4 protein-coding genes and 1 pseudogene are annotated in these 6488 nt (G+C 49.0%); all 5 read left to right on the top strand.

The window, feature by feature from the left end:
• A partial coding sequence (locus BLQ17_RS21410) for an ATP-binding cassette domain-containing protein (RefSeq protein ID WP_092226257.1) occupies positions 1–850 on the top strand: 850 nt, incomplete at its 5' end.
• Between the two features lie 264 nt (positions 851–1114).
• Positions 1115–2545: a trimethylamine methyltransferase family protein gene (locus tag BLQ17_RS21400; protein WP_092226253.1), complete on the top strand. Its 1431-nt coding sequence runs from the start codon at positions 1115–1117 to the stop codon at positions 2543–2545.
• 400 nt (positions 2546–2945) lie between these two features.
• Positions 2946–4640 carry a trimethylamine methyltransferase family protein gene (locus BLQ17_RS21390; RefSeq protein WP_092226251.1) on the top strand — a complete coding sequence of 565 codons (1695 nt, stop codon included), beginning with the start codon at positions 2946–2948 and terminating at the stop codon, positions 4638–4640.
• A 74-nt stretch (positions 4641–4714) separates the two neighbouring features.
• A complete protein-coding gene (locus tag BLQ17_RS21385; RefSeq protein ID WP_092226249.1) occupies positions 4715–5635 on the top strand; it encodes a sugar phosphate isomerase/epimerase family protein in 921 nt (306 codons plus the stop codon).
• Positions 5636–6224: 589 nt separating this feature from the next.
• A pseudogene (locus BLQ17_RS21380) lies at positions 6225–6488 on the top strand (IS5 family transposase); the annotation flags it as partial.

The following is a 6488-nucleotide window of genomic DNA, read 5'->3' as shown; positions in this document are numbered from 1 at the left end:
ACTCGTGCGACATGTAAACAGGCTGATTAATCCTACTTCCGGGACTGTGTTCATTGAAGGTAACGATATTACAATGATGGCCCCTGAAGAGCTTAGAAGGATTCGAGCCGAAAAAATCGGCATGGTCTTTCAGAACATGGCTCTGTTGCCGCACAAAAACGTCAGGGAGAATGTTGCCTTCTCGCTCAAATTAAGGGGAATAGGGCGGGAAAAACGATATAAGGTGGCGGATAACGCGTTGCGTATCGTCAAACTGGCGGAGTGGGGCGAGAGCTATCCGGATGAACTCTCCGGTGGTATGCAGCAGCGGGTGGGGCTGGCAAGGGCCTTGGCCGCTGATCCACATATTCTGCTTATGGACGAACCGTTCAGCGCCCTGGACCCCCTTATTCGCCGGCAGCTGCAGGACCAGTTCCTGGAATTGTCTGCGAAAATGAAAAAGACGACCCTCTTTATTACCCATGATCTGGATGAGGCGATTCGGATCGGGCATCGAATCGCCATCATGAAAGACGGGGTGCTGGTGCAGATAGGTACTCCGGAAGATATAGTCACTCAGCCTGCGGATGACTATGTCGCCGATTTTGTTGCCGGTATCTCCCGCCTCCATCTCGTCTACGCCCATACCGTGATGTGGAGTATCGGTTACTTCAAAAAAAAATACCCGGACGCAAACTTGGAAGGGTGTCCGGTTTCTTCCCCCGACGAAGACCTCGATGCGCTGATTGACCTGATGGTCAGCACCGGCGCCAAAATCATTCAAATTATGGAAGGCGGCAACTGCGTGGGGGTTGTCACCCAGGGGGCGCTGCTCAGGGGAATTCAGGGGAAGGAACTTGATGAGGATTGATCGGCTCAAATCTCGCGGAAGACAGCTTGGGTACGTTCTTTTGTCAGAAATGGTGCGAAAATCATGCCCGCTGATATTCATGCAGAGGGGGTGTCGGGAAGCCGTTGCGGACAAAAAAAGCCTTGGTGGCGGTACGGGCTATTGTGCTGGAGATCTCCACAAGAAAGGTTTCATAAAAATACAAACAGAGTTGGGAAAACAGCGCCTGTCCACACAGAGCTGAAATCAAAAAAATAAGAAAAAAAGATCAAAAAAGGAAATGCCATGTTTGCCAATTTAACCCAAATCACTCCTCGCATGCGTGTTTTATCTGATAGCCAGATAAAAGAAATACACCTGGCGGCCTGCGATATTCTGGAAAGGACCGGTTCTCTGATCCACAATGAAGAGGCAAGAAATCTCCTGTATAGTCACGGTGCCGTGGTTGAAGACAAGGGTCTGGTCAGGATTCCCAGCTACCTGGTCGACCGGGCATTGAATACCGTACCGGAAAGATTTGTGCTCTGTGACCGTGACGGCAACAGAGCCTATCGCATGGAAACGGGAAAGACCCACTTTTCTCCCCTGGTCGATAACATCGATATCGTCGATCCCCAGACCCGTCAGCGGCGCAAATTTGTCGCCTCGGACGCCGCCAGAATGGCAAAGATCATGGATTACACCCGGCATATGGATGTTGTCCAGGTTGGCGCTTTCGCGGCCGATCTTCCCCCGGAAATTGTTGACCGGGTGAATATCCGGGAGATGATGCTCAACCAGCGCAAGGCGATCTCCTTCAGTCCAAACGGCCCGGACGCCCTGCTCGATATCATCGAGATGGCATCTATCATTGTCGGCGGTCGTGAGCAATTGAAGATGAATCCCTATATGATGAAGCTCGGGGAACCCATTTCTCCGCTTGTCCATGACGATCATGCCATCAAGGAGCTGATGATCTGTGCCGAGCATAGAATGCCGATCGTCTATTATCCGATCCCCATGGGAGGGGCGACCGCGCCGGCCACCTCCGCCGGTCTGCTGGCCCAGAGCCATGCGGAATCGCTTGCCGGGCTGGTGATCCATCAGCTGACCAACCCAGGGGCGCCGTTCCTATACGGCGGTGTCGCCACGGTCATGGATATGAAGTCGACCGTCTGTGTCTACGGCGGACCTGAATTGTATCTGCAGTGTGCGGCCCTTGCCGATATCGCCACCTATTTCCATCTGCCCTTCTGGGGAACGGCCGGTTGTACCGACACCAAGGCTCTGGATGCGCAAGGGGCCGCCGAGATCGGCATGTCCTGTCTGCTGGCGGTGCTGACCGGAGCCAACCTCGTACACGATGTGGCTCTGTTGGATCAGGCAAGTCTGGTGGACCCGACGACGGTACTCTTCTGTGATGAGGTCATCGATCATGTCAAACATTTCATGCGCGGGATTCAGGTAACCGATGAAACCCTGGCCATCGATGTGATTGATTCGGTCGGCGCCGGTGGCAACTATCTCATTCAGAAGCACACCCTGCAGAATTTCCGCAGCTTCTGGCAGCCGACCTATTTTACCCGCCCAGCGATGGGTGTCAGCGAGGCTCATGATTTGATAAAAGCGCTTAATGAAAAGGTGATCGATATTGAGGAAAATTACGAGGTACCGCCGCTGGATCCGGACAAGGTAGCCGCTCTCAAGGAATTGGAGAAGAAATGGCTGAAAGGTTGATCAGTGTTTTTGATGAGGACATGTAGATAAACTAGCATGGCTGGACCAGATGCCTCAGTCACAACGAACAATGGAAATCTGGACTGCAGGATTACAACCACTTGCTCTGAGTTTCAGATAAAATCAGCAAAACAGGAGATAGTACAATTGCAGATTTAAGCAAGGTAGTAGACATCATTCTCGGCGGCGATATCTCGCCCGAACAATTTGTCGCGAAAATCAAAGAAAGTGGGGCGAAGATCGTCGCCTTCTCCGCCCTGTTGACGACGACCATGGCGATGATGAAAAAACATCGATGCAATCAGTGAAAGCGGTTTGCGTGATCAGGTCAAGATTATGATCGGCGAAGTTTCTACCAATCAGGATTTTGCCGATCAGCACGCATACGGAAAAAAGCACCATGGTGCTCGATGCGATGCGTGGAATAAAGGGGAAATATACGGATGTTCATATTACCGGCGGTCTGTCAAGTATATCCTACGGACTGCTGCGGCGAAAGATTATCAACCGGACATTTGTTGCCCTCATGATGGCTGCTTGGGCAACTATACGTTCTGCGGTAATTATCTCAAGGGTGCAGGGCCGGTATCATTTCATGATTGATGGCGTCGTAAAAATTCTTCATTTTTTGAATTCTTTCTTAGCCATCACCGTTTTTAAAAAGTTTTTTTGCGAGGTTGTCATGATTGAAAATTTGTATAAAATTCACAATGCTTCGATGAGGATCCTGGAAACCGCCGGCATGCGGTTTCAACACCCGAAAATCATTGAATTACTTAGGGAAAAAGGGATTAGGGTCGACGGGGAGACCGCCTATTTTAAAGAAAACCAGCTTATGGGCTGGGTCGAGAAGGCGCCGAAATCCTTTACGGTACACGCCCGAAACTCTGAAAATAATTTTGTCCTTGGTGGCGATAATATGGTGTTGGGGCCCGCTTATGGTGCGCCATATATGATTGACCGGGACGGCCGTATCCGCAAGGGTACCCTCGATGATTATATTCGCTTCCTGAAGCTGGTACATTGTTCCGACTATTTCCAGACCAACGGCGGTATTCTTATTCAGCCGTCGGATCTCGACAACTGCCGGCACAACCTTGAGCTGATGATATATAATACCTTGCTTCACTCCGACAAGGCCCTTATCGGCATTGAAGGCAGTGAAACACAGATGAGTTCGATGTTCGATATGCTGGCGTTTGTTTTCGACGGCAGGGAAAAGCTGGCCGAGAAGCCGAGGATCATGACCATTGTCAATACGTTGAGCCCTCTGCAGATGGACCGTAACGCCCTGGATACTCTTATTGCCTATGCCTCGCACGGGCAGCCTGTTTTTGTGACGCCGGCGCCGATGGAAGGTTTTACCGCGCCGATCACCATCGCCGGGATGATGGCTTTGAGTAACGCCGAGGCCCTGGCTGGGATTGCCGTCACCCAGATGATCCGCGAAGGCGTTCCCGTCGTCTACGGGAACCAGGCAACCTCCGCCGACCTCCGCACCGGCGCCTTTGTCGTCGGCGGGCCCGAGCATCCGCTTGCGATTATGTGCGGCGCCCGGCTGGCGAAAAGCTATGGTTTACCTTGTCGCAGCGGTGGGAGTACCAGTGATGCCAAAAAAGTCTGTGTTCAAAGTGGCTATGAGAGCATGATGCTGCTGCAGACCTGTTCGCAGGAAAACGTCAATATGGTCCTCTTGGCCGGGGGCGGATTAGACAGCGGCAAAGGCATTAGTTTTGATAAATTCATGGTCGATCTCGAGGTCATCGGTCTGGTGAGAAGGCTTCGGGAAGGAGTGCGGATCGACGATGACTCCCTGGCTTTGGATGTCATAACCGAAGTCGGTCCGGGCGGTCAATTCATAACCTCGTCACATACGGCACGGCTTTGTCGGCAGGAAATCTGGAATCCGCAGATCGGCGCGCGGAGGTTGGCTTCCGGCCAGACTTCCTATGAAGCCATAAATGACAATATTGATAAACGAATGACTGCAATACTCGAGAAATACGAGCAGCCTCGGCTATCGGGCGAACTGGCGCCGTCACTCACGGAGTATCTGATCTCCAGGGGTGTCGATAACAAATATCTGCGCGTGTGATGTCACCCGGCGCCAACATGAGATGCATTTCATGAACTGTCCTTCAGCAAAAAAAATATTCAAAGGAGAATACTATGTCAGAAAACTCAAAACGTCAGCTTAAACTTGGCATGCACACATATACTTTGCATTTCTTTGGTTTTTGCGAGAGTGGTGATTCCCGTGATGATCGTCCTGGGAGAGTTATGTCACTGGAGGAACTGATGGACAAGGCTGTAGAATGGGAATTGGATGGCCTTCATATTACAAAGGTTGATCTGGTGACAATTGACGATGAGAATCTGTCTAAGGTTAAAAAAGATGCGGAGGATCGAGGACTATTCCTTGAATTCAATTCTTCCTTCGATTCAGAAAACGACTCACGTATAAACTGCACTATAGAGGAAGCGCTTGAAATCGGCCACAAGCTTGCATGTCAACTCGTAAAATTCAGTCTGGACGTCAAGAGAGACAGAATTCTCTATGGATCTTGCATGAATCCGGAAATCATGAAGCAGCTTGTTGAAAAGTATGAGATTTTCCACGGAGCAATTCCTATGATCGAAGAGTATGGTATGAAAATCGCGATCGAAAACCATACAGATACATTTGCGGATGAAGTTATGTGGCTGGTTGACAAGCTGAACCATCCTCTGATCGGCGCCTGCGTTGACACTTGCAACCCCATGCGAGTTATAGACAATCCTTACTACACTATGGAAAGAATGCTGCCCAAGGCATATTGTTGCCATTTCAGCGATGATATTATTGTCGTGGATTCCCTTGGGGTACGTGATATTGGCGCTGCTCATGGGCAAGGATCACTTGACTGTCCTAAGATGGTGCAACAAATCCTCGAGAAATCTCCTATGGACACTATAATTTTCGAAAATGAAATCGCACTTGAACGTTTTGATGAGCCGATAGAAGAGGCGCGTGTAAGAGAGATGAAAGCTTGCGAGGATAGTGTTCGATATTTGCGTGATGTATTAAAGCTTGGCGTTAGGAACAGGTGAACCTTAAACCTATGATCCAAATTTTTAGTTGGATTCTTAAATATCAACGACTTAGGTGATACGTTATGCCATACTTGCAAACGATTTCCAGGGTGGTGTAAAAAATATTGTGTGAAAATTTATGAACCCCAAAAAGGCGCTTTTCCTAAAATAAAGTTTCAATATCTGCCAAGAAATCAAAACCAAAGGAAAAGCGCCATGAAAGTAGAAATTACAGTATCTTAGGTGATATCATCTTCAATGAAATTCAAAAGAAACCAGAAGCACTCTTTGAGATGATTCGCCTCGATCTGCAGCAGACAGTAGGAGAGTATCTTTCTGCCATAATGACCTCAGAACTCACCCACTTTTTCGATAGCAGGCCGTACGTGTCATTCATCGTCGAAAATTGCCCCCTTTGCGGTATGAATGCATGAATATCTTTTGTTTTTTTAATATTTTTTATATTAGATGGTTAAGAGCTTTTAAAGGCGAAAGATATTTAGATTCTCCTCAATAACGAATAACTGTCCGTAATCGCGAGCATAAAACCGATGAATCGTGTATAATGTGTAGAAATTTAACAGGATATTCCTCAAAAGGCTTGCACATGATCCAATATACGAGCAGTAAGCAACTCAGCCTGGATGGATTTAGCCTTCCTTTTGGCGGTACACTGAATCCGAAGAACCGGTGGGTAAAATGGAGCGCAGTTATCCCGTGGGACGACTTGGCTGCATGTTATTACAAGACGATGAATCCCAATAAGGGGCGTCCGGGAAAAGATGCACGCCTGGTGATCGGTGCGATGATCATCAAGCATAAGTTGACCCTGAGTGATGAAGAGACGGTACTGCAGATCCAGGAAAATCCG

It is taken from the genome of Desulforhopalus singaporensis (assembly GCF_900104445.1).
GTDB lineage: Bacteria > Desulfobacterota > Desulfobulbia > Desulfobulbales > Desulfocapsaceae > Desulforhopalus_A > Desulforhopalus_A singaporensis.
Note: the sequence above shows the minus strand (reverse complement) of the source record. Positions and strands in the feature narration are given on the sequence as shown.

Excerpts from the sequence above, each read along its gene's own strand:
- BLQ17_RS21385 (WP_092226249.1), top strand. The coding sequence starts at position 4,715 with ATGTCAGAAAACTCAAAACGTCAGCTTAAACTTGGCATGCACACATAT.
- BLQ17_RS21400 (WP_092226253.1), top strand. The coding sequence starts at position 1,115 with ATGTTTGCCAATTTAACCCAAATCACTCCTCGCATGCGTGTTTTATCT.
- BLQ17_RS21390 (WP_092226251.1), top strand. The coding sequence starts at position 2,946 with ATGGTGCTCGATGCGATGCGTGGAATAAAGGGGAAATATACGGATGTT.